Source organism: Kitasatospora sp. NPDC008050 (genome assembly GCF_042957465.1).
Classification (GTDB): Bacteria; Actinomycetota; Actinomycetes; order Streptomycetales; family Streptomycetaceae; genus Kitasatospora.
Window position 1 is genome coordinate 1 of sequence record NZ_JBIBIJ010000019.1, and the last position, 21,670, is coordinate 21,670.

The 21,670-nt window shown below is 72.2% G+C and carries 22 protein-coding genes; 17 read left to right on the top strand and 5 right to left on the bottom strand.

Annotated elements, in window-relative coordinates; all coding sequences use genetic code 11:
- Positions 1-390: 390 nt before the first annotated feature.
- The 8 genes from ACFZB9_RS29390 (at position 391) to ACFZB9_RS29425 (ending at position 7,213) form a co-directional block, all read left to right on the top strand.
- Positions 391-528: a hypothetical protein gene (locus tag ACFZB9_RS29390; protein WP_391452133.1), complete on the top strand. Its 138-nt coding sequence runs from the start codon at positions 391-393 to the stop codon at positions 526-528.
- A 14-nt stretch (positions 529-542) separates the two neighbouring features.
- Positions 543-1,733 carry a cupin domain-containing protein gene (locus tag ACFZB9_RS29395; RefSeq protein WP_391452135.1) on the top strand — a complete coding sequence of 397 codons (1,191 nt, stop codon included), beginning with the start codon at positions 543-545 and terminating at the stop codon, positions 1,731-1,733.
- Entirely contained in the window at positions 1,730-2,635 is a 906-nt protein-coding gene (locus tag ACFZB9_RS29400; RefSeq protein ID WP_391452136.1) for an aldo/keto reductase, read from the top strand. Before ACFZB9_RS29395 ends, ACFZB9_RS29400 begins: the two co-directional genes overlap by 4 nt.
- A 184-nt stretch (positions 2,636-2,819) precedes the next feature.
- Positions 2,820-3,467 (top strand): hypothetical protein, encoded by a 648-nt coding sequence (locus ACFZB9_RS29405; protein ID WP_391452138.1) that lies wholly within the window; start codon positions 2,820-2,822, stop codon positions 3,465-3,467.
- Positions 3,468-3,907: 440 nt separating this feature from the next.
- Complete coding sequence (locus tag ACFZB9_RS29410; protein ID WP_391452140.1) at positions 3,908-4,129, top strand: type II toxin-antitoxin system VapB family antitoxin; 222 nt, start codon at positions 3,908-3,910, stop codon at positions 4,127-4,129.
- Positions 4,126-4,566 carry a PIN domain-containing protein gene (locus tag ACFZB9_RS29415; protein ID WP_391452141.1) on the top strand — a complete coding sequence of 147 codons (441 nt, stop codon included), beginning with the start codon at positions 4,126-4,128 and terminating at the stop codon, positions 4,564-4,566. Before ACFZB9_RS29410 ends, ACFZB9_RS29415 begins: the two co-directional genes overlap by 4 nt.
- A gap of 160 nt (positions 4,567-4,726) precedes the next feature.
- Positions 4,727-5,461 (top strand): TSUP family transporter, encoded by a 735-nt coding sequence (locus tag ACFZB9_RS29420; RefSeq protein WP_391452454.1) that lies wholly within the window; start codon positions 4,727-4,729, stop codon positions 5,459-5,461.
- Positions 5,462-5,536: 75 nt separating this feature from the next.
- Complete coding sequence (locus ACFZB9_RS29425; RefSeq protein WP_391452143.1) at positions 5,537-7,213, top strand: DUF885 domain-containing protein; 1,677 nt, start codon at positions 5,537-5,539, stop codon at positions 7,211-7,213.
- A gap of 26 nt (positions 7,214-7,239) precedes the next feature.
- On the opposite strand, the gene ACFZB9_RS29430 is transcribed toward ACFZB9_RS29425, so the two are convergent.
- Positions 7,240-7,824, bottom strand: coding sequence for a MarR family winged helix-turn-helix transcriptional regulator (locus tag ACFZB9_RS29430; RefSeq protein WP_391452145.1), 585 nt, complete (start codon positions 7,822-7,824; stop codon positions 7,240-7,242).
- Positions 7,825-7,918: 94 nt separating this feature from the next.
- On the bottom strand, positions 7,919-8,404 hold the full coding sequence (locus ACFZB9_RS29435) for an NUDIX domain-containing protein (RefSeq protein ID WP_391452147.1): 486 nt from the start codon (positions 8,402-8,404) through the stop codon (positions 7,919-7,921).
- 272 nt (positions 8,405-8,676) lie between these two features.
- Here ACFZB9_RS29435 and ACFZB9_RS29440 point away from each other — a divergent pair, with 272 nt between their 5' ends.
- The 5 genes from ACFZB9_RS29440 (at position 8,677) to ACFZB9_RS29460 (ending at position 13,014) form a co-directional block, all read left to right on the top strand.
- A complete protein-coding gene (locus ACFZB9_RS29440) occupies positions 8,677-9,417 on the top strand; it encodes a chitinase (protein ID WP_391452149.1) in 741 nt (246 codons plus the stop codon).
- Positions 9,418-9,697: 280 nt separating this feature from the next.
- Complete coding sequence (locus tag ACFZB9_RS29445; RefSeq protein WP_391452151.1) at positions 9,698-11,134, top strand: hypothetical protein; 1,437 nt, start codon at positions 9,698-9,700, stop codon at positions 11,132-11,134.
- 62 nt (positions 11,135-11,196) lie between these two features.
- Positions 11,197-12,357, top strand: coding sequence for a hypothetical protein (locus tag ACFZB9_RS29450; RefSeq protein WP_391452456.1), 1,161 nt, complete (start codon positions 11,197-11,199; stop codon positions 12,355-12,357).
- 11 nt (positions 12,358-12,368) lie between these two features.
- A complete protein-coding gene (locus tag ACFZB9_RS29455; protein WP_391452153.1) occupies positions 12,369-12,800 on the top strand; it encodes a GNAT family N-acetyltransferase in 432 nt (143 codons plus the stop codon).
- 43 nt (positions 12,801-12,843) lie between these two features.
- Positions 12,844-13,014, top strand: a complete 171-nt coding sequence (locus ACFZB9_RS29460; RefSeq protein WP_391452155.1) for a hypothetical protein — start codon at positions 12,844-12,846, stop codon at positions 13,012-13,014.
- A 7-nt stretch (positions 13,015-13,021) separates the two neighbouring features.
- Here ACFZB9_RS29460 and ACFZB9_RS29465 read toward each other — a convergent pair whose 3' ends face one another.
- Positions 13,022-14,221 carry a metallophosphoesterase gene (locus tag ACFZB9_RS29465; protein ID WP_391452157.1) on the bottom strand — a complete coding sequence of 400 codons (1,200 nt, stop codon included), beginning with the start codon at positions 14,219-14,221 and terminating at the stop codon, positions 13,022-13,024.
- Positions 14,222-14,349: 128 nt separating this feature from the next.
- A complete protein-coding gene (locus ACFZB9_RS29470) occupies positions 14,350-15,507 on the bottom strand; it encodes a LacI family DNA-binding transcriptional regulator (protein WP_391452159.1) in 1,158 nt (385 codons plus the stop codon).
- Positions 15,508-15,870: 363 nt separating this feature from the next.
- Here ACFZB9_RS29470 and hisC point away from each other — a divergent pair, with 363 nt between their 5' ends.
- A complete protein-coding gene (gene hisC / locus ACFZB9_RS29475) occupies positions 15,871-16,959 on the top strand; it encodes a histidinol-phosphate transaminase (RefSeq protein ID WP_391452161.1) in 1,089 nt (362 codons plus the stop codon).
- A gap of 47 nt (positions 16,960-17,006) precedes the next feature.
- Here hisC and ACFZB9_RS29480 read toward each other — a convergent pair whose 3' ends face one another.
- Positions 17,007-17,402, bottom strand: coding sequence for a VOC family protein (locus ACFZB9_RS29480; protein WP_391452163.1), 396 nt, complete (start codon positions 17,400-17,402; stop codon positions 17,007-17,009).
- A 414-nt stretch (positions 17,403-17,816) separates the two neighbouring features.
- Between ACFZB9_RS29480 and ACFZB9_RS29485 the strand changes: the two genes are divergently transcribed.
- Genes ACFZB9_RS29485 through ACFZB9_RS29495 form a run of 3 tightly spaced genes read left to right on the top strand, consistent with a single transcriptional unit; the run spans position 17,817 to position 21,630 of the window.
- Positions 17,817-19,505: a biotin/lipoyl-binding protein gene (locus ACFZB9_RS29485; RefSeq protein WP_391452165.1), complete on the top strand. Its 1,689-nt coding sequence runs from the start codon at positions 17,817-17,819 to the stop codon at positions 19,503-19,505.
- A complete protein-coding gene (locus tag ACFZB9_RS29490; protein WP_391452167.1) occupies positions 19,505-20,425 on the top strand; it encodes an ABC transporter ATP-binding protein in 921 nt (306 codons plus the stop codon). The genes ACFZB9_RS29485 and ACFZB9_RS29490 overlap by 1 nt, the downstream gene beginning before the upstream one ends.
- Positions 20,422-21,630, top strand: a complete 1,209-nt coding sequence (locus ACFZB9_RS29495; RefSeq protein WP_391452169.1) for an ABC transporter permease — start codon at positions 20,422-20,424, stop codon at positions 21,628-21,630. Before ACFZB9_RS29490 ends, ACFZB9_RS29495 begins: the two co-directional genes overlap by 4 nt.
- The last annotated feature ends 40 nt before the right edge of the window (positions 21,631-21,670 follow it).

The following is a 21,670-nucleotide window of genomic DNA, read 5'->3' on the forward strand; positions in this document are numbered from 1 at the left end:
CGATTAACGTCGCACGACGGGTTCGGGAGGAGGCCGCTGGGAAAAGGACCAAGCCCACGGGCTGGTACCTCGCCCGGCGGCCCACCTCACGTGCGCCTCGGACCAGATGGCGACCGGCGACGTGCGGCTGTCCGTGCTGGTGCGGGCTGCGCACACCGATGCCCTCGCCCGGGAACGGTCGCCCGCGGCATAGCCGTACGGCTGCTGCGCGACGCCCCGTGACCGTCCGCGCGCCCGACGGCCTTCGAAGACTCCACCCGGTCCCCTGGGAAATCGGACCGGGTGGACCACGGCGCCAGTCGCCACGCCCCCCACGGCCGGCTGGCGCCACCCAAAGTCTTCCCGCCGGAACCCCGGCGGGAGTTCCCCCAAGTAGAAGGGAAGAAGCACATGGTGCAGAACACCCCGGCGGCTCCGGCCGCTGACGGTGGTCTCCTGGTCGCTGCCAGGAAGATCACCGCTGCTCGTACCCGTGCCGAGCAGCCGTCCGACAACACCGGCGGCAAGTCCGACCAGAACGACACCTGAGTCGGAAGCCCACGATGCTTGATGCTGCTTCGTGGGCGGTGCGTCTGGGCGGGGAGTCCTTCCTCGCCCAGACGCTCCACCGCTCCTATGCCGTCTTCCCGGGCAAGGCCGCCGATGTCGCCGGCCTTCTGTCCTGGGACGACCTGAACAGGCTCCTCGCCAATCAGCGGCTGGAGCCACCGCGGCTTCGTCTGTCCCTGGACGGTGAGGCTGTGCCTCACGGCCGCTACACGGTGCCGATGACCAACCGGCGGGCCGTGACCTGGCATCGAACCCAACCGGCCGACCTGCACGCCCAGTTGTCCAAGGGCGCCTCGCTCGTCGTGGACTCCATCGACACGATGCACCCGCCGATCGGGGCCGCCGCTGAGGGGCTGGAACGCTTCACTGGCACGCCGGTCCAGGTGAACGCCTACGCGTCGTGGACCGAGCGGGAGGGCTTCGGTACCCACTGGGACGACCACGACGTGGTGGTGGTCCAGTTGTACGGGTCGAAGCGCTGGAAGCTGTACGGGCTCACTCGGACCGCTCCGACCTTCCGCGACGTGGAGTCGCCGGAAGAACCGCAGGGCGATCCTGTGGCTGACGTAGTCCTGACCGCTGGGGATGTTCTCTACCTGCCGCGCGGCTGGTGGCACGCAGTCAGTGCGGACCAGGGAACGGAGTCCCTCCACCTGACCTTCGGCATGGTCACCCACACCGGGGCGGAGCTGCTGACCTGGGTCGTGGATCAGCTTCGTTCCCGCCTCGCGCTGCGGCTGGACATTCCGCGTCACGGCTCACCACGTGAACAGGTGGCGTTCGTTCGGGAGTTGCGTGAGGTGGTGGCGGTCGAGCTGGCGGATCCGGACCTGGTCATCCGTTGGGCTGATTCGGTGGACACCACCCACTTCGGCCGCGCGGTGCCCTCGCTGCCTTACGTCTCCGGCCTGCCTGCTCGCCCGGAGGTGTCGGTTCGCCTGACCGCTCCTCGGGCACGGCTGACGGAGAACAGGAACGAGGGCACGGTGACGCTTGCAGCGGCGGGGACCGAGTGGGATTTCGCGAGTCAGGCCGGCCCGCTGCTGCGGGTGCTGCTGACCGGGCAGCCGGTCACGCTTGGCTCGCTGGCTGCGACGGCCGACCTGGAGGTCAAGGATGTGGCCTCGCTGGTGTCCGTCCTGATCGAGGGACAGGCGGTCTCTGTGGTGGGGACAGCGCTGTGACCGCCGTTCTCGCGTTGGGAACGTACCGTGTGCGCGCCGTTGAGCAGGCGGCGCGCACCGCCCTCGCCTCCGTGGCTGCGTGGGTGGACACGGCCCCCAACTACGCCCACGGCCAGGCACACCAGGAACTGGCGCCGGTCCTGGCTGACCACCCGGAAGCCGGGGTCAGCACGAAGACGGGGTTCTACACGGCCGCGCAGGGGCGTGCGGCGGTCGCGGCCGGGGTGCTCGGCCAGGAACAGGCGGCCATCGGGCATTGCCTCGACCCCGCGTTCGTCCGCTGGCAGACCGAGCAATCCCTGAACGTGCTGGGCCGCGCCAGCATGGTCTTCGTTCACAACCCCGAACGAGCCATACGGGGCCGCGACCGGGCCCAACTGCACGGTGAGCTACGGACGGCGTTCGCCGTTCTGGAGGACTTCGCCCATGCCGGCCGGATCGGCGGGTATGGCGTCGCCACCTGGTCGGGCCTGGAATCGGGTGTGTTCACGGTGCCCGAACCCGACCGCCTCGCAGGGGAGGCCGCTGGCTCTGACACGCACAACTTCACCGGGCTGCAACTGCCGGTGAGCCTGGTGATGGCCGAGCCGTTCGCCCAAGGGCTCGTGCGCGATGGACCGCTCATGGAGACGCGGCATTTGGGAGTGACCACCTTTGGCTCGGCACCGCTGCACGGCGGTGAGTTGCCCGAGCTGATGACACCCGAACTGGTGGAGTTGATCCGCCCCGGCCGGTCGGCCCCGGCCGCTGCGGTGCTGGTGGCGGCCTCCTGCCCCGCGCTGGACGTGGTCCTGCTTTCGGCCAGCAGCCCGGAGCACTGGGACGATGCTGCCAAGGCGCTGGCCGAACCACTGGACGTTGACCGACTCGGGAGGGTGATTGATGTACTCGCCACCGGATGAAGCGATCAGGCTGCGGATGGAGGCCGCACACCGGGACGCGGCCTGCCGGTTGGGGGTGCACTGTGACGGCTCCCCGGTCTGGGGAGTCCTCGGTCTCACCCTGAGCCAGCGGGCCGGAGACCGGTGGCTCCGCGTCTTCTCGACCAAGAGGACCGAAGGCGCCCGGCCTGGGGGTGAGGGGATCGTGGGTGCGGAAGCGCTGGTGCCCGACGACGTGCCGCGCCCCCGGCTGCACGGCTCCCTCGACTGGGTCACGGACGGCTTCGGCTACGGGGCAGACCTCTTCGACTTCGTGCCCCACCCGGTCATCTCGCCCCACCGCCCCGACCTGGACCATGACCCCGACCTGCCCGACGAATGGTGGAGCACCCTGCGCCGTGCTGCCGCGAGCCTCGGTCAGGCTCAGGGCGTGCGCACTACGGTGCGAGACAGCTGGATCGAGAAGGCGTTCCCCCAGTTCCTCGGCATCCCCGCACCGGACAAGGTCGAGCGTGCCACCGGCCACGGTGACCTGCACTGGGGCAACCTCACCGCACCGCTGAACATCCTCGACTGGGAACGCTGGGGCATGCTCCCCGTCGGCTACGACGCGGGCAACCTGTACGTGAACAGCCTCCTGGTCCCCGAGGTGGCCGCTCGCATCCGGTCAGAGTTCACCGATGTGCTCGACACCCCCGCCGGCCGAATCGGCGAACTCGTCGCCCTGGCCGAGATGCTGCAAGCCGTCGCGCGCGGCTACTACCCCGAACTGGCCCCGCTCCTCGTGGCCCGTGCCACCGAGCTCACGGGCGTTCAGCCACCCGTCCCGGTGAGTTCGGAGATCCCGGCCTGACGGCTCAGCGAACCTCTGTCTGTCAGTTATGCCCCGCGCCCTCCCGGTGTCGGGGCACTTGGCGTTTCCGGCTTCGGCGCCACCCAGGGCGGGGAGCCCGACCGAACGGCGCTCAGCCATCGGCCGTGACCTGTCCCCCGGGGCCGGCTGAACCTGTCCGGACTTCTACCGGCCCCGCGCTGCCTTCCAAATCGTTCTTGCGCCGCCAGCGGGGCCGTCCATAGCGGGGCGCGAGACAGGAGCGGCGGGCGGCAACGCGGCGGCGCGCGGCCCGCCGCCGGCGGGCCGTCCCTTGATCCAGTAATGAAACTCTGAACACGGCCTCCGGCTTCACGCCTGTCCTGCTCCGGCCGCGCACCTCCGCCGTTGTATCCCAGCGCAGCGCCTCTGTGCATTAGGATATTCAAGGGAAATATGGACCTTATATAGAGGAGTCAAGCATGAGCGTGACGACGATCGACTTGGACGATGACGCCCTCGCGAAGGCCCTGCGCGTCTCCGGTGGTGCGACCAAGAAGGACGTGGTCAACGCAGCCCTCCGTGAGTACGCCGAGCGCCACGAGCGGGCCGCCCAGCGCGCCCGGCACATGCAGGCCGCCCAGCAGTGGGACTACGAGGGATGGCAGCAGCTCCGTGACGCCGAGAAGCGGGGCGAGGAGTGATCCAGTACCTCGCGGACTCCACCGCCGTGTGGCGGCTGGCACGCGAACCGCACCTGAACGACGCATGGGGAGAGGACATCGACCTTCGCGTCATCGGATCCTGTGCTCCGCAACGCACCGAGTTCCGTCGCTCCGCCCGCCACCTCGTCCACTACGAGCAGATGGGCGAGATGTTTGCGGACCTGTACCCGGACGTGCCCCTGCCGAAGAACATCTGGGGCTGGATCGAGTCCGCGCAGTTCCAGCTCGCCCGGGCCGGGGGAGCCGTCCGGGCGCTGTCCACTGTCGACCTGATGATCTGCGCGACCGCGGCTCACCACGGGCTGATCGTGCTGCACGACGACAACGACTTCGTCACCGCGTCGGGCATCCTGCCCGACGTCCACCAGCGCAGCGTCCGCGACATTCCGGCACAGGCGGGTAGCGGCACGCCGTGAGGTGGTGCTCTTACTGATGTTCTGCTCGACGAAGATCTCGCAAGAGATCCGGTACGTCGCCCTGGCGGAAGCCCTCGGCGGCCGGTGTCAACGCGGTTGAGATTCACCTGCCGGGCGCGGAAGGCTGGGGGCGTTGGGCACGGGCGGCAGGGTGGGGAGAATCGTGACAGGCGGGTGGGGCGGGGAGCTGGTGCTGGCCGGGGTGGTGCTGGTGGGGGCCTCGGTGCAGCGGATGGCGGGGATCGGGTTCGCGTTGGTGGCGGCGCCGGTGCTGGTGGTGCTGCTGGGGGCGGGGCAGGGGGTAGGGCTGGCGAACTGTGCGGCGGGGGTGATCAGCGCGGTCGGGCTGGTCGGCGGGTGGCGGCAGGTGCGGCTGGGCGCGATGGTTCCGATGGTGGTGGCGGCGGGCTGCACGGTGCCGGTCGGGGTCTGGGTGGCCGCGCGGCTGTCGGGCCCGGCGCTGCTGGTGGGCATGGGGGTGCTGGTGACCGCCGCTGTCCTGCTGGTGATGAGTGGGGCCCGGGTGCCCGCACTGCGCGGGGTGCCCGGGGCGTTCGCGGCGGGGGCGGCGAGCGGGTTCATGAACTCGGCGGCGGGGGTGGGCGGTCCGGCGGTCTCGCTGTACGCGGTGAACGCGGGGTGGACCGCGCGGGAGTTCGTGCCCAGCGCGCAGTTCTACGGGGTGCTGGTGAACGCCTTCTCCATCGCCGCCAAGGGGACTCCGCACCTGAGCACCGCGGCCTGGCTGCTGGTGGCGGCGGGGATCGCGGCGGGCGCGGTGATCGGGAAGTGGCTGGCGGAGCGGGTGCCGGAGGGCCCGGCGCGTCGGATCGTGCTGCTGCTGGCGCTGGCCGGCGGGGTCAGCACGCTGCTGAAGGGCCTGCTCGGCGCCTAGGGCCTGCTCGGCGCCTAGGGCGTGTTCGACGCCAGGTCCTGGGGCGGGTCGCCGGACACGCCCTAGGCTGGGCGCATGTCAGATGTGAAGCTCACGCCCCGCCGGATCGCCGATGCCTATGTCGAGCAGGTGGCCGCTCAGGACCCCTCGATCGCTGCGGAGTTGGGGGAGCGGGTCGGGATGGACCGGCAGCCGGACCTGTCGCCGGAGGGCTTCGCGGCCAAGGCCGAGCTGGACCGCACCACGCTGGCGCTGCTGGACGCGGCGCCCGCCGGTGACGGACCCGTCGACGAGGCGTGCGGGCGGCTGCTGCGTGAGCGGCTGACGGCGGAGCTGGCCTGCCACGACGCGGGCGACCACTTCTTCGGGCTGCGGTCGCTCAACTCGCCGCTGCACTCGCTGCGGCGGATCTTCACGCTCATGAGCACCGAGACCGAGGACGACTGGGCGAACGTGACGAGCCGGCTGCGCGCGCTGCCCGGCGCGTTGGACGGCTACCGGTCCACCCTGCGCGAGGGCATCTCGCGGGGCATGGTGTCGGCGCCTCGGCAGGTCGCGGCGGTGACAGGGCAGTTGACCGCCTGGACCGGTGAAGAGGGCGGCACGGCGAGCTGGTTCAGCGGCTTCGTGGCGGAGGGTCCCGAGCGGCAGCGCGCCGAACTGGACGACGCGGCGCTGCGGGCCACCGCCGCCATCGCGGAGTTCCGCGACTGGCTGCGATCCGACTACGCCCCGGCGGCGGTCGGGGTGCCGGACGCGGTCGGCCCGGAGCGCTACCTGCGCTTCGCCCGGCGGTCGACCGGGGCCGACGTGGACGTCACCGAGGCGTACGCGTGGGGCTGGAGCGAGTTCCACCGGACGCTGGCCGAGATGACGGACGCGGCCCGCCGGGTGCTGCCCGGGGCGAGCCTGGCCGAGGCCGTGACCCACCTGAACGAGCACGGCCACCGGATCGAGGGCGAGGAGGGGATCCGCTCCTGGCTCCAGGAGTTGATCGAGGAGGCGATCGAGGCGCTGGACGGCACCCACTTCGACATCGCGGGCCCGTTGCGCCGGGTGGAGACCCTGATCGCACCGCCGGGCAGCTCGGTGGCGCCGCACTACTCCAGCCCGAGCCTGGACTTCAGCCGTCCGGGCCGCACCTTCCTTCCGACGCTGGGCCAGCACTCCTTCCCGACCTGGCGGCTGGTCAGCACCTGGTACCACGAGGGCGTGCCGGGCCATCACCTCCAGCTCGCCCAGTGGGTGACCCGGCAGGACGAACTCAGCCGCTACCAGGTCACCCTGGGCAAGGTCAGCGCCAACGTGGAGGGCTGGGCCCTGTACGCCGAGCGGCTGATGCAGGAGCTGGGCTTCCTCACCGATCCGGGCCGCTACCTCGGTTACCTGGGCAAGCAGATGCTGCGGATCATCCGGGTGATCATCGACATCGGCATGCACCTGCGGCTGACGATCCCGGCCGACTCGCCCTTCCACCCGGGCGAGCGCTGGACGCCGGAGCTGGGCCTGGAGTTCATGGCCGCCTACGAGGGCAGCACGCCCGCCCGCCAGTTGGGCGAGGTCACCCGCTACCTCGGCCTGCCGGGCCAGGCGATCGGCTACAAGCTGGGCGAGCGCGCCTGGCTGGCCGGGCGGGCGGCCGCCCAGCACAAGCGCGGCGCGGCGTTCGACCTCAAGTCCTGGCACATGGCGGCCATTTCGCAGGGGTCGTTCGGCCTGGACGACCTGGCGGACAACCTCGCGGGGCTGTAGCTCCCGGTGCCCTCCGCCGCGGCGCGTCAGCGCAGCGCGTCCTCGGTCTGCGCGAGGTAGTGCTCCAGCCGCTGCTGGTTCTCCACCACCCGCAGGCACAGGTGGCGCAGCTGGGTGAGGTCGGCGGGGGTGAAGCCGCGGAACACCCCCGCCATGGCGCGCTGGACCGGTTCGCGGAAGGTGTCCAGCCAGCCGCGCCCGGCCGGGGTGATCCGGGTGAGCACCGAGCGGCGGTCGTGCGGGTCGGGCACCCGCTCGGCCAGGCCCTCGCGCTCCAGGGTGTCGACCAGCCCGGTGACGTTGCGCGAGCTGACGTCGGCGGACCGGGCCAGGTCGCCGATGCTCAGCGCCTCGCCGCTGGTGGCGCCGAGCCGGATCAGGATGTCCAGCGCGCCGGAGCTCAGGCCCCGGCCCTGGGCGCCGCGGCTGCGCAGCCGCTCCACGGAGTGCGAGGCGGCCCGCACGGCGGCCGCGGCCTCCAGGGTCAGGGTGTCGTTGCCGAGGGTGAACTCGGAGAGAACGGTCCGGATCCGGGGATCGTAGAGGCAGTCGTCGGCGTCCTGGGCCAGGCCGTGGGTGGGCTGCTCGGTTGCGTTGTGTACCTGCTTCATAATGAATCAGTACTCTATCCGGCCGATATGACGATCAGTCAAACCCGCAGGCTGTCGGCCTGGCAACCGGTGCCACCAGGAGGTTGACGGACCGTCAGCCTGCCGCGCCGGGCAGACTGAACGCAGTGCGCCCCGTGCACTCCAGCGCCAGCTTCAGCCGCTCGCGGTTGGAGGCGTCCAGCTCGGGCAGCGCGTCCTGCGCGAACCAGGCCACCTCCAGCGACTCCTCGTCGTTGACCCGGGCCTCGCCGCCCACCGCGCGGCAGCGGAAGGTGATCTCCAGGTACTGGGTCCGGTCGCCGTTGGGGTAGGTGACCTGCGGTGACACGGTGACCGAGGTGAGCAGCTCGGGGACCACGTGCACGCCGGTCTCCTCGTAGCACTCGCGCACCGCCGCGTCGGCGGGCTGCTCACCCGGGTCGATGATGCCGCCGACCAGCGCCCAGGCGCCGCTGTCCGCGCGCCGGCCGAGCAGTACCTGGTCCTGGTCGTCCAGGACGACGGTGCAGACGGAGGAGAGCCAGAGCGGACCGGTGCCGACCAGGGCACGCAGCTCCGCGAGGAAGGGAGGAATAGCCATGCCGCGAGCCTAACGGGGAGGTCAGGCCGGACGGTGGGCCCGGCGACGTGGAGACGGAGCGGCCTGCCCTCCCGTGCGGCCGGCTCGGCCCCTGCCGTCAACGTGCGGGCGAAATGGTCTCCAACGGGTGAGTTGCCGTCAATTGAAGGCAAGTGCGGCCAAATCTGCGCAATGCTGGCACCGTTGCTTCGCGATCGAAGCGCCGCGTATCCACGTCAGCCGCCCCCCGAGCCGCTCAGGCGGGGCGGCTCCATGCTGCCCGAGGAGTGCAGATGTCCCTGTCCCGTGCCGTGTCCCGATCCCGGTCCCGCGTGCTGGCCCTGTTGAGCGCCGCTGCGGTCGCGAGCGGGCTGGCGGTCGCCGCTCCGGCGGTGCCCGCCTCCGCCGCCGGGTCCTTCGTGGTCAGCGAGGCGCAGTTCAACCAGATGTTCCCGGGCCGGAACTCCTTCTACACCTACCAGGGCCTGGTCAACGCGCTGAGCGCCTACCCGGGTTTCACCACCACCGGCAGCGATGCGGTGCGCAAGCGCGAGGCGGCGGCCTTCCTGGCCAACGTGGGCCACGAGACCGTCGGGCTGAAGTACGTCGTCGAGCAGAACAAGGCCAACTACAGCCACTACTGCGACCAGAGCCGGCCCTACGGATGTCCGGCCGGCAACGACAAGTACTACGGGCGCGGCCCGCTCCAGCTGAGCTGGAACTTCAACTACAAGGCAGCCGGTGACGCCCTGGGCATCGACCTGCTGCACAACCCGTACCAGGTGGAGAAGGACGCCGCCGTGTCCTGGAAGACCGGCCTGTGGTTCTGGAACAGCCAGCGGGGCGCCGGGTCGATGACCGGGCACGACGCGATGGTCAACGGCAAGGGCTTCGGCGAGACGATCCGCAGCATCAACGGCGATCTGGAGTGCAACGGCAAGAACCCGGACGAGCGCAACGACCGGATCAACCTCTACAAGAAGTTCGTCGGCGTGCTCGGCACCGACGTCGGCGGCGGCAACATCTCCTGCTGATCCGCGCCTGACGCGGGCGGCCCGGGCCGATGTGCTGCTCATCGGCCCGGGCCTTGGCGTCACACCCCGCGATGATGCCCGCGGCACCAGGACGATCTTCATCGCAGGGCGGGAAGAAAACGAGCGGACCGGTGTCCGAGCGCTCTGTTACGGTCGACCCGACGGTCCGGCCGCGGGACTCCGGTGCGACTTCCGGAACCCGCCTTTACCGCGACGACTCGCAGCTCGTGCCCCCATTCCCCGGCCGGCCGTCGCTCAACAGGCAGCGGGGGAGGCACAGATGGAGCAGCTGGACGAGTACGGCGACCTGATCGCCGCCGACGACGTGCTGCTCTTCGTCAACGCCGCGATCACCGCCACCGGCCAGCGCGAGTTCCACTCCGGCGCGGCCGAGCAGCGGCTCTCGCTGGACTTCCTGCACGAGTACCTGCGCGTCAACTACCGCGAGCTGTACGCCGCCACCCTCGCGCTGGGCATCAACGACCACAACGCGGCGCTGATCGTCCGCGAGCTGCTGGTCCACGCCGGCGAGGCGACGGCCGAGGAGCGCCGCACCGAGGGCCGGCTGATCGCCCGGCGTCTGCGCCTGCTGCCGCCACAGCGGGTCTACCGCCTGTTCGGGCAGCTGCGCCGGGCCAAGGTGAACAACCGTCGCACCCGCGCGATCATGCGCGACTGGCTGGCCGCCCGGCCCGATCCGGCCTTCGACGCGGTCAAGTACCGCAGCGGCCTCAAGGCGGCCATGCGGCACGGCCGCTTCGCACCGCCGGGCGATGAGCTGGGCGACTTCCTGTTCGCCCCGCGCCGCCGCGGCCACTACCGGGCCCCGCTGCTGGACGCCTGGCGCCGGGCGCACTACGAGCAGTCGGCGCTCTACGAGCTGCCGTTCACCGTCGCCGAGGGCTTCGCGGTCAAGCACGGCATACCGCGCGGCGCCTTCCTGGAGCGGATCCGGCCCCGGCTCACCGAGCTGGAGCAGCTGCGCCTGGCGGCCTCCGCGCAGCGCCACGGCGTGGCGCTGGTCCGCGGTGACCAGCGCCGGCTGACGCTGACCCGCCGGGTGACCGCCGTGCTGGCCACCCCGGTGGCGGAGCGCCGCGAGCAGCGCGCCGCGCTGACCGAGGAGCTGACGGCCGCCGCCGCGCGGGCCGCCGGTGCCCAGCGCGGCAGTTGGGGCCGGGTCGCGGCCGTGCTGGACGACAGCTTCTCCAGCTTCACCTCGCCCACCAAGCGCCAGCGCTCGCTGGCCACCGCGCTGGCCTGCCACTTCCTGCTGGCCGAGCTGGCCGGGAGCTACACCGCCTGCTGGACCTCAGGCCGCACCGACGCGCTGCTCGCCCGCCCCACCGGACCGACCCCGCTCGGCCACCGGATCCTGGACGCCCTGGAGGGCGAGCCCGACCGGCTGGTCATCGTCTCCGACGGCTGGGACAACGCCCCGCCCGGGCTGGCCGGCGAGGTGCTCAGGGTCTACCGCACCCGGCTGGACCCGGAGCACCGCACCAGCATCGTCCACCTCAACCCGGTCTATGACGCGGCCGACTTCGACGTGCGCCGGCTCGCCCCCGGCGTGCCGACCGCCGGCCTGCGCGACGCCGAGGACCTGCCCGCGCTGGTGGAGCTCGCGCAGTTCGCCGAGGGCCGCACCGGCGTGGCCGAGCTGCGCGCGCACCTGGCCGAGCGGGTGGCGGCGTTCCTGAGCGAGGAGCACCCGTGAACCACCCCGACCCGAGCAGCCCCGACCCGAGCAGCCCCGCCCCCACCGTGCCCGCCCCCACCGTGCCCGACCCCACCGCGCTCGACCTCACCGGTCTGACCACCCGCCCCGCGCAGAGCTGGGGTGCGATCAGGCTGGTCCCGCTGGTGCGCGAGCAGCCGATCACCGACCTGCGCCTGCACCGCCGGATCTACGAGTGCGCCGAAGCCGAGCCCGCCCCCGCGGTGGTGCGGCTCGGCGGCCGCACGGACTACCTCTCGTACATCCCGCACGGCCTGGTGGCCGACTGGAGCCGCGACGGCACCCCGGTGGCCGCCTACGGCACCCAGCTCGGTGCGGACACCCCGCGGGCGATGCCGCTGCAGCCGCGGGTGCACCACCGGATGGCCCGCCGCGAGGACCGCACCCGGCTGCGCTTCCTGCCGCTGCACCTGGCGCTGGAGGGCTATCTCGCGCTGCACTTCGGCGGCCCGCTGATCGCCTGGCAGGAGTGGTCGCAGCGGGCGATCCGGCACGGCCTGTCGCCGCGCGCCGAGGAGGCCTACCTGGGCCGCCAGGTTCAGGGCCTGGCGGACGCGCTGCGGCTGTTCGAGATCCACCCGGGCCAGTGCGGCCTGCTGCTGTACGCGGCCGACGCGCTCGCGGCCGCCTTCGTCGTGCCGCACCCCGAGGACTACCGCGCGCTGCACCCCAGCCTGCTGCACGACCTGTTCGGCGAACTGGTGCACCACTACACGGCCCTGATGCTCCCGCTGCCCGCCTTCGCGGCCTCGATCCCGGGCCCGGGCATCCGTACGCTGGCCGACCTGCGGGCCGCGGCCGAGCAGCAGGAGCGCGACTGGGCGGCCTTCCACGACGGCACCATGGCCGCGGGCCTGTTCGGCGCCGAGTACACGGCGCAGCGGGCCTACCGGATGGGCCGCTACGAACTGCGCCGTCTGCTGCCCGCCTTCCGGCTCAAGCAGGAGAACCACCTGGCGGAGGCGATCACCGACGAGCACGGCCGGCTCGCCTACCTCAAGTCCTTCCGGCTCTCCGAGAACCAGACCAGGCGCGGCCACCTGCTCGGCCGGCTGGCCGCCCACGACTGGCACCTGCCGACGGCGGCGCGGGCGCTCGGCCTGACCGAGGCGGCGCTCGGACTGCGGCTGGAGGCGGCCGGTTTCGGGCTGCTGCTGCGCCAGGACGTGCTCGATGGCTACCGCAGCCGGGCGCGTGCGTAGGCTGGTGTGCCATGGAGTTGATCGTCTGTGATGTGGCGCCCGGTCAGGTGGAGCTGGAGCGCGATGTCGCGCCGCTGATCCGGATGCTGCGGCCGGGCCTGGGGCGCGGCGAGTTCGCCGCCTTCGCCGCCGAGGCGCACGCCCAGGGCCTGGTCTTCACGGCCGCCTACGACCCGCGCGGGCGCTGTCTGGCGGTGGCGGCGCACCGGGTGCTGGCCACCAGCCGGGGCCGGCTGCTCTTCGTGGACGACCTGGTCACCGACCCGGACGCGCGCTCCAGCGGCGTCGGTTCGCACCTGCTGGAGCAGCTGGCCGAACGCGCCCGCCAGGTCGGCTGCGTGCGCCTGGAGCTGGACTCGGGTGTCGCCAACCACGGCGCGCACCGCTTCTACCACGGGCGCCGGATGTCGATCGTGGCCTTCCACTTCGCCCACGAGCTCTGACCGCGGGCCACCGGCGGTCAGGCCCTGGTGCGGCCCCCCGGTTGTGCGCAGGCAGCTGCCCACCCCGGTACGGGCCGCCAACGAGACCCTGGCGGTGGTGGCGGGCCGGCCGTGGGGCCTGGCCTTCGTCCTGCTCGCGCTGGCGAACACGGCGCCGGCCACGGCCGACCGGCGCGGCTGCGACTGGATCGGGAAGCTGGGCGGGGGGAACTGAAACGGGGTCAGTCGACCGGCAGGCGGGCCACCAGCAGCCGGCCCTCCATGGTCACCCCGCCGTCCATCGCCACGGCCAGCTCGTCCGCGTAGATGTAGGGCCCGGGCACGTACGGCCGCTCGCCGCTGTCCGAGTTCGCCTCGCCGGTCAGGTACGGGATCGGACTGTGCCCGTGCACCACCCGGTGGCCGCCGTAGGTGCCCAGCAGCTCGCCGGCCGCCATCGGGCCGTCCGGCCCGCGGAAGGCGAACCGCTTGGTGAACCGGCGGAAGGCGTCCCACCACTCGTCCGCGCCCTCGTCCGCGAGCAGGTCGTGGACGGCGTCGTTCACCTCGTCGATCGAGTTGCCGAACTCCAGGTACGCGGTGGTGTCCGAGTGCAGCAGCAGGTGGCCGTCCTCCAGCGCGATCGCCGGCAGCCGGGAGAGCCAGCTGATGTGGTGGCCCTCCAGCCGCTCCAGGTCGTGCTGCTGGCCGCCGTTGAGCAGCCAGGCGGCGCGGAAGGAGGCGGTGCCGGCGGTGGACTGCACCGGCTCGTCGCCGTACCGGTGGGCGCCCAGGAAGAGCAGTTCGTGATTGCCCATCAGGGCCCGGCAGTAGCCGCCGGCCGCGGCCGCCTCGGCGGCCAGCTGCATCACCAGGTCGATCACGCCGATGCCGTCGGGGCCGCGGTCGGTGAAGTCGCCCAGGAACCAGACCCGCGAGCGTCCGGCCGACCAGTGGCCCTCGGCGTCCACCAGGCCCTGCTGGTGCAGCGCGGCGAGCAGCTCGTCCAGGTAGCCGTGTACGTCGCCGACCACGTAGAGCGGGCCGATCGGGCCCGGGTCGGCGGCCGGGGGCTGGTACGGCGTCGCGTACGGGTTCTCCTCGGTGATCGGCGGACCCAGCTCGATGGTCGGCGGGTCGTCCTGGGCGGGCGCCTGCCCCGCGGCGGGGTCGCGCTCGGCGGCCATGAAGGCGGCGTAGGCCGGCCCCTGCCCGCCGCTGTGGCCCGACACCGGCCAGTGCTGCTCCAGGTAGCGGGCGCCGCCGTACCCGCTGTAGGTGGCGTCCGGCCCGTCCGCGGTCGGTTCGCCGGGCGAATCCTGGTGCTCCGCAGGGGGATTGGGCTCGTAGTACGAGCCGTATGGCAGCACGTCGAGGTCCTGCTGCGGGTGGGGGCCTGACTGGGGCAGCTCAGGCCCGGGGTAGCGGTCCTCGGGTGTCATCCGCCCATCATAGGAAGAGCCCTCTCCCGTCGTCCTCACCCGGTCGGTATCCAATCCTCGCGCAGGCGGGTGCCGTCGCCGCCATCGGGGTGCCGGGACCGCTCGCGCGCGGTCCGGGGCCCCGAGGCTCACACCTCGCCGGGAGTGCGCGGCGCGCTGACGGTGGTTCGGGGACTGCGCCGCTGCGAGGAGGCCCGCACGATCAACTCGGTGGGCATCAGGGTGCCGGGCGGCGGGCCGGTGCCGGCGGTGCGGTAGCGGGGCGGGAAGAGCCGGGCGATGTCCACCCCGGTGCCCGAGTCGACCCCCTCGATCGCGTCGATCAGCAGGTTGACGACGGTGGTGCCGATCCGGCGCGGCTTGAGCGACAGGGTGGTGATCGGCGGTTCGGTGCCCGCGTAGACGTCGCTCTCGCTGCAGCAGACCAGCAGCAGGTCCTCGGGCACCCGCAGGCCGTAGCGGCGGGCGGCGGCCAGCAGGTCGGTGCCGTTGGGGTCGAAGAGCCCGTAGACGGCGTCCGGGCGGTCCGGGCGGGCCAGCAGCCGGTCGGCGGCCACCGCCCCGGCGGCCGGGTCGTGCGCGGGGTAGGCCTCGTAGACCGGCTCCTGGCCGACCCGGTCGCACCAGCCGAGGTAGGCGTCGGTGGAGAGCCGGGTGTAGGTGTCGGTGCTGGTGCCGGTGAGCAGGCCGATCCGGCGCGCGCCGGCCTCGCTGAGGTGGTCGAGGATGCCCAGCACGGCGGCCTCGTGGTCGTTGTCCACCCAGGCGGTGACCGGGCAGTTGCCCGGCTTGCCGTCGCTGACCACCGGGACGCCGGACCGGTAGAGCTCGCTGACCAGTGGGTCCTGGTCGGCGGGGTCGATCACCACGGTGCCGTCCAGCGCCACGTTGCTCCACACGTCGTGGCGCGAGGAGGCGGGCAGCACGACCAGCGCGTAGCCGCGGCCCAGGGCGGCGCTGGTGGCGGCTCTGGCCATCTCGGCGAAGTAGGCGAACTCGGTGAAGGTGAAGGGTTCCTCGCCGTAGGTGGTGACGGTCAGGCCGATCAGGCCGGACCGGCCGGTGCGCAGCGTGCGGGCGGCGGCGGACGGCCGGTAGCCGAGGCGCTCGGCGACCTCGCGCACCCGGCTGCGGGTTTCGTCGGGCAGACGGCCCTTTCCGTTCAGGGCGTCCGAGACGGTGGTGATCGACACTCCGGCGGCTGCTGCCACATCCCGGATGCCGGCCCGTTCCAGACGTCGTGAGGTAGGGGGTCGCCGACCGCTCTGATTGGCTGCTGCTGTCATGGCGGACCGATCGTATGGTGCGTCAGCTCGTTGCTGAACCACGGCGAAAAGCCGCACGGGAGCGGTCAGAAGATACGTTTCTCCACGTCCGCCGCTCGTCTCACTCCTTGGATCAGTGGTCTGATTTCGGCCGATTACCTCTGACATGTGCCATAGGAACGAGGCACAATGGCTGATCCGCAGTGGTGACCTGGCCGGACATCTCACCCGCACGGGTGAGCGCGCTCGGTATCGTTCTGGGCACCCGACCGGGGACAGGAGTCCGCGCACGCGACCGGCGCGCAACCGAGCGCCGGGGCGCGCGGACGGCGACGGGCGTGCCCCACCAGGCAGTCCCGGACAGTGACGAAGGAGAGCACCACCGTGAGCGGTACGGCAGCGCAGGGCCCGCGGCTTCGGCCGAGCCTCGACGGTATCCCGACCTACAAGCCCGGCAAGCCCGCCGGCGCCGACGCGTTCAAGCTGTCCTCCAACGAGAACCCCTACGAGCCGCTGCCCGGCGTGCTGGAGGCCGCGCTGGCCGCCGCCGGCTCGTTCAACCGCTACCCCGACATGGCCGTCACCGAGCTGACCGCCGAGCTGGCGCAGCGCTTCGGCGTGCCCGCCGAGCACATCTCGACCGGTCCCGGCTCGGTCGGCGTGGCCCAGTCGCTGGTCAGCGCCACGGCCGGCCCGGGCGACGAGGTGATCTTCGCCTGGCGCTCCTTCGAGGCCTACCCGATCATCGTCCAGGTGGCCGGGGCCACCCCGGTGCCGGTCCCGCTGACCGCCACCGAGGAGCACGACCTCGACGCGATGCTCGCCGCGATCACCCCGCGCACCCGGCTGATCTTCGTCTGCAACCCGAACAACCCGACCGGCGCCGCGATCCACCGCGCCGAGCTGGAGCGGTTCCTGGACGCGGTGCCGAGCGACATCCTGGTCGTGGTCGACGAGGCCTACCGCGAGTTCATCCGCGACGAGCGGGTGCCGGACGGCGTCGAGCTCTACCGGGAGCGGCCCAACGTCGCCGTGCTGCGCACCTTCTCCAAGGCCTACGGCCTGGCCGGCCTGCGGGTCGGCTTCGCCATCGCGCACGAGGAGGTGGCCACCGCGCTGCGCAAGACCGCGCTGCCGTTCGGCGTCAGCCAGCTCGCCCAGGACGCGGCGGTCGCCTCGCTGCGCGCCGAGGACGCGCTGATGGTGCGGGTGGAGGCGCTGGTCACCGAGCGCACCCGGGTGCTGGCGGCGCTCGGGGCCCAGGGCTGGACGGTGGTGGACTCGCAGGCCAACTTCGTCTGGCTGCGCCTGGGCGAGCGGACGCTGGACTTCGCGGCGGTCTGTGCGGCGGCCGGTGTGATCGTGCGGCCGTTCGCGGGCGAGGGCGTGCGGGTGTCGATCGGCGAGGTGGCGGGCAACGACCTGTTCCTCGCGGCGGCGGAGTCGTTCCGCAAGGAGCTGCTCGCGGGCTGAGGCGTCCCACTGCGGGCCCGGCCGGGGCGGCCGGGCCCGCCAGGCCCTCAGCGTTCGGTGGCCGCCCGCTCGGCCGCGCTGCGTTCGACGCACAGCTCGTTGCCCTCGGGGTCGCCCAGCACCACCCAACCGGTGCCGTCGGGGCGGCGCTGGTCGTCGAGCAGGGTGGCGCCGAGGGCGAGCAGCCGGGCGACCTCCTCGTCGCGGCTGCGGTCGGTGGGCTGCAGGTCCAGGTGGATCCGGTTCTTCACGCTCTTGCCCTCGGGGACGGGGAGGAAGAGCAGGTTGGCCGCGCCCGTCCCCTCGCCGGGTGCCAGCAGGTACTCCGGCTCGCTCTCGGTGCCGTCGTTGACCACCGTCCGCCCGGTCACCTGCTGCCAGAAACCGGCCAGGGACGCGGGGTCGGCACAGTCGAAAGTGATGCTGCGGACGAGAGATGACAACGCGGGGCTCCTGTTCGCTCGCTGGACCGGCTGCCCGTCATCATGGCAGACCGTCAACTCGCCGCACGGGCCACGGACGTTCGAGGTCTGCTAGCGTCCTGTCATCGGTCCGCTGCGGACCGCAGTGGGCCGGGTCCGGATCGCAGTGGTCAGGGGTCGGACCGCAGTGGTCAGGGGTCGGACCGCAGTGGTCGGGGTTGGATTGCCGGGCCGGGGTTTGGACCAGAGCCGGCGTGAACGCGCAGCCCGAGATGACTGGGAAGATCCTGGGGATTGCGTTGAGGGTGATCTGAGAGAGCCCTGCGTTATGCCCTTTTTGTCGCTGTTTGACGTGGTCACCGGGGGCAGCTGCCCCAGCGTTCCCCCAGGTGGCGCCCAGTCCTTCGCAAGAGCACCCGGCAACTCTTGTGCGCCATGAAGGTCCTCCCGCGACGGCGTGGCGCCGTCCTCGTCAACTCAGTGCTCGGCGTGGCCCTCCTGGCGGGGGGCGCCCTGGCGTACACCACCGTGAACAGCTCCAGCAGTGCCGCGGCCGGCAAGCCCGCCGCCAGGACGGCCACCGTGACCAAGGGGACGGTCCTGGCCACGGTGTCCGGATCCGGCAGCCTCTCCTCACCCACCGACGCCGGCGAGAACTTCGTCACCGGGGGCAAGCTGACCGCGGTCAAGGTCTCGGTCGGTGACACGGTGACCGCGGGCGAGGTGCTGGCCACCGTCGACACCACGGCCGCCCAGCAGGCGGTGGCCGCCGCGAACGGCGCGCTGACCGAGGCGCAGGCCTCGCTGACCTCGGCCCAGGCCAACCTGACGAAGGCTCAGGCGGGGACGACCACGACCACCACCGTGCCGGTCGGCAGCTCCGGCGCCGTCCAGTCGGCCTGGATCCAGTCGGTCCCGAGCCCCTCGGCCTCCGGCACCCCGACGGCGACCGCGTCCCCCGGCACCGCGCCCAGCACCGGCGCCTCGCACGGCAGCGGCCACAGCGGCGGCGGCTCGACCGCGGTCCCGGCCTCGCCGATCAGCAGCACGGACAACTCCGGCTCGGGCAGCACGGACAGCTCCGGCAGCACCGGCTCCGGCAGCTCCGGGAGCACCGGCTCCGGCTCCGGCAGCTCCGGCAGCACCGGCTCCGACACCAGCGGCGGCAACGCCCGCTCCCAGGTCCCGGCCCCGCAGACCACCACCATCACCACCACCAAGGTCGACCCGGCCGCGGTCGCCCAGGCCCAGCAGCAGGTCACCCAGGCCCAGCAGCAGGTGGACACCGCGCAGACCAACGTCACCAACGCGCAGACGGCGCTGTCCGGCACCACGCTGACCGCCTCGGTCGGCGGCACGGTCGCCTCGATCTCCAACAAGGTCGGCGACACCGTCTCGGGCACCGGGTCGAGCACCGACGCCAGCGGCGGCGGCGCGTCGAGCGCCGGATCGAGCAGCAGCAGCAAGACCAGCTCCTCCTCGACCTCCACCACGCCCAGCGGCTTCATCGTCATCACCAACCCGACCGGCATGCAGGTCACCGCCGACTTCTCGGAGCTCGACTCGCTGAAGCTGAAGAAGGGCGAGGGGGCCACGGTCACGCTCAACGCGCAGTCCTCCACCACGCTCAACGCCTCGGTGCTGTCGGTCAGTTCGCTCCCGGTGTCGAGCGGCAGCAGCTCCGGCGCGGCCGGCAGCGCGGTCCAGTACGCCGCGGTGCTGCAGATCGCCGGCGACACCAGCACGCTGCGCACCGGCATGAGCGCCACCGTCGCGGTGGTCACCGGTGAGGCCGACAACGCGCTCTCGGTGCCGGCGACGGCGCTCTCCGGCACCGGCACCTCGCGCACCGCGACGGTGGTCAAGCCGGACGGCACCACCTCGCGGGTGACCGTGACGGTCGGCGTGGTCGGTGACGCCACCGTGCAGGTGGTGTCCGGCCTCAACGAGGGTGACAAGGTCCAGCTGGCCTCCGCGACCAGCGGCGGCAGCAACGGCTTCCCGAGCGGCTCCTTCCCGGGCGGCTTCGGTGGCGGCGGCGCCGGTGGCACCCGCGGTGGCGGTGGCGGTGCCGGTGGTGGCTTCGGCGGCGGCGGTGGCGGCGGCGCCCGGGGCGGTGCCTGATGGCCCGCGGTTCCCGTGCCCGCTCGGCCGCAGAGGCACCGGCCGGGCCGGAGGCCGACGCGGCCCAGCAGGCGCCGCCCCCGGTCATCCAGGTCCGTCACCTCACCAAGTCCTACGGCCACGGTGACGCGACGGTGCACGCCCTGCGTGGCCCCGACGACCCGCAGACCGGGCAGCCGGCCGGGGTCAGCCTGGACATCGAGCAGGGTGACTTCGTCGCGGTGATGGGCAGTTCGGGCTCCGGCAAGTCGACCCTGATGAACATCCTCGGCTGCCTGGACGTGCCGACCGCCGGCCGCTACCTGCTGGACGGCACCGACGTCGGTCACCTGGACGAGAACCAGCTCTCGCTGGTCCGCAACCGCAAGATCGGCTTCATCTTCCAGTCGTTCAACCTGGTGCCGCGCACCACCGCACTGGCTCAGGTCGAGCTCCCGCTCGCCTACGCGGGTGTGAAGGCCTCCGAGCGCCGCAAGCGGGCGCTGGCCGCACTGGCCCTGGTGGGTCTGTCCGGCCGGGCCGACCACAAGCCCAACCAGCTGTCCGGTGGCCAGCAGCAGCGTGTGGCCGTGGCCCGCGCGCTGGTCACCGCGCCGGCGATGCTGCTGGCCGACGAGCCCACCGGCAACCTGGACAGCCGCTCCACCGAAGAGGTACTGACCATCATCGACGGACTGAACACCACCGGACGAACGGTCGTGCTGATCACCCACGAGGACGAGGTGGCCGCACACGCCAAGCGCGTCCTGCGCCTGGTGGACGGCCAGATCATCTCCGACGTGCGGCAGGGCCCGGTGGCCGGCCCGCCGCCGGTGCTGGCCCGCCAGCTCGCCGCGCGCTCCGGTGCGGGGCACCCCGGCGGCGGGCACCCCGGCGCGGGGCACTCCGGCGCGGCCGCGCTGATCGGAGGCCGGCCGTGATCCTCTGGCAGATGATCCGCTTCGCCTGCGCGGGCCTGGCCGCCAACAAGGTGCGCTCCGCGCTCACCATGCTCGGCGTGCTGATCGGTGTCGCCTCGGTGATCCTGCTGCTGGCGGTCGGCAACGGCTCCTCGGCCGCGGTGAAGAACTCGATCACCTCGCTCGGCACCAACTCGCTGACCGTCACCTCGGGCACCAGCGGCGGCGCGCGCACCGCGGGCACCGTCAAGAAGCTCACCGTGGACGACGCCCGCGCGCTGGCCGACCCGAGCGCGGCCCCCGACATCAAGTCGGTCGCCCCGGTGGTCACCACCACCGCCGCCGCGGACTACGGCGACATCTCGTACACCCCGGGCTCGGTGATCGGCACCTACCCGGCGTACTTCGAGACCGCCAACGAGAAGATCGCCTCCGGCGACTACTTCAGCAACGACGACGTGCTCAATTCGAGCAAGGTCGCGGTGATCGGCTCGACCACCGCGCAGCAGCTGTTCGACAACGTGAACCCGGTCGGCAAGACGATCACCCTGGGCGGCACCCCGCTGACCGTGGTCGGCGTGCTGCAGACCAAGGGCGCCACCGGGTTCACCGACCCGGACGACGTGGTGATCGCGCCGCTGCCGACCGTGCAGAACGCCTTCACCGGCTTCAGCTCGGTCAGCCAGATCCTGGTGCAGGCCACCTCGGCCGACACCACCACACAGGCGCAGAGCGAGATCACCCAGATCCTGATGGGGACGCACTCGCTGACCGACCCCACCAAGCTCGACTTCCGGGTGAGCAACCAGACCTCGCTGCTCACCGCCCGGGAGAGCACCAGCCAGACCTTCACCGTGCTGCTCGGTGCGGTGGCCGCGATCTCGCTGCTGGTCGGCGGGATCGGGATCACCAACATCATGCTGGTCACGGTGACCGAGCGGACCCGGGAGATCGGGATCCGCAAGGCCCTGGGCGCGCCCAAGGCCGTGATCCTGGGCCAGTTCCTTGCCGAGTCGACCCTGCTCTCGGTGCTGGGTGCCGGGCTCGGGGTGGCGGTGGGCCTGTTCGGCTCGCACTTCAGCGTGGTCGGGATCAAGCCGGTGGTGATCCCCTCCTCGGTGCTGGGCGCCTTCGGCATCGCCGTCGCGATCGGCCTGTTCTTCGGCAGCTACCCGGCCAACCGGGCCGCCTCGCTGCGTCCCATCGACGCCCTGCGGCACGAGTGAGCCCGCGATGGACATCGGTCCAGGCGGATCCGTCATGATC